This is a genomic window from Streptomyces doebereineriae (assembly GCF_031845645.1).
GTDB lineage: Bacteria > Actinomycetota > Actinomycetes > Streptomycetales > Streptomycetaceae > Streptomyces > Streptomyces canus.
In genome coordinates this window covers 1-397 of sequence record NZ_JAVREZ010000550.1, presented here as the reverse complement: position 1 = coordinate 397, position 397 = coordinate 1, and the positions used below count along the sequence as shown (strand labels likewise).

The window sequence follows — 397 nt, the reverse complement described above, 5'->3', positions numbered from 1 at the left end:
GAGGAGTATTCGGTGCTCAGGGCGCTCCATGCTCCGGCGGCTGCCAACAGCGGTCCGGCGCCGGGGCCGCTGCTGAGCAGGGCCGAGTGCACTTCGGGCGGGACGGCCATCCAGACCGGGGCGGTCATCGCAGACCGCCGGGCAGGGTGGGGGACGGGGTGGCGTCGCTATTTGCTGCTTTGGGGATGGGGGTGCTGTTGGTCATCGGCGTTGTCCGGGGTTCAGTGCATGCAGGCGGCCCGGCGTCTCCTTTCGATCGTTAGCTCCCCCATCGGACAAGTATGGTTAGCATAAGCTAACTTCAGTCGATTTGGGGTATGAACTTCCTATGTTTTGGCGGAATCGTCAATTTGGGTTCGTGCTGAAGTAGCGGCGGTAGGCGGACAGGTTCTCGGCC

At 63.5% G+C, this 397-nt stretch carries 1 protein-coding gene; it reads right to left on the bottom strand.

The genetic code is table 11. From position 1 onward, the window contains the following. On the bottom strand, positions 1-110 hold a 110-nt coding region (locus RNB18_RS54055), incomplete at its 3' end, for a PPE domain-containing protein (protein WP_394817825.1). Positions 111-397 lie beyond the last annotated feature (287 nt).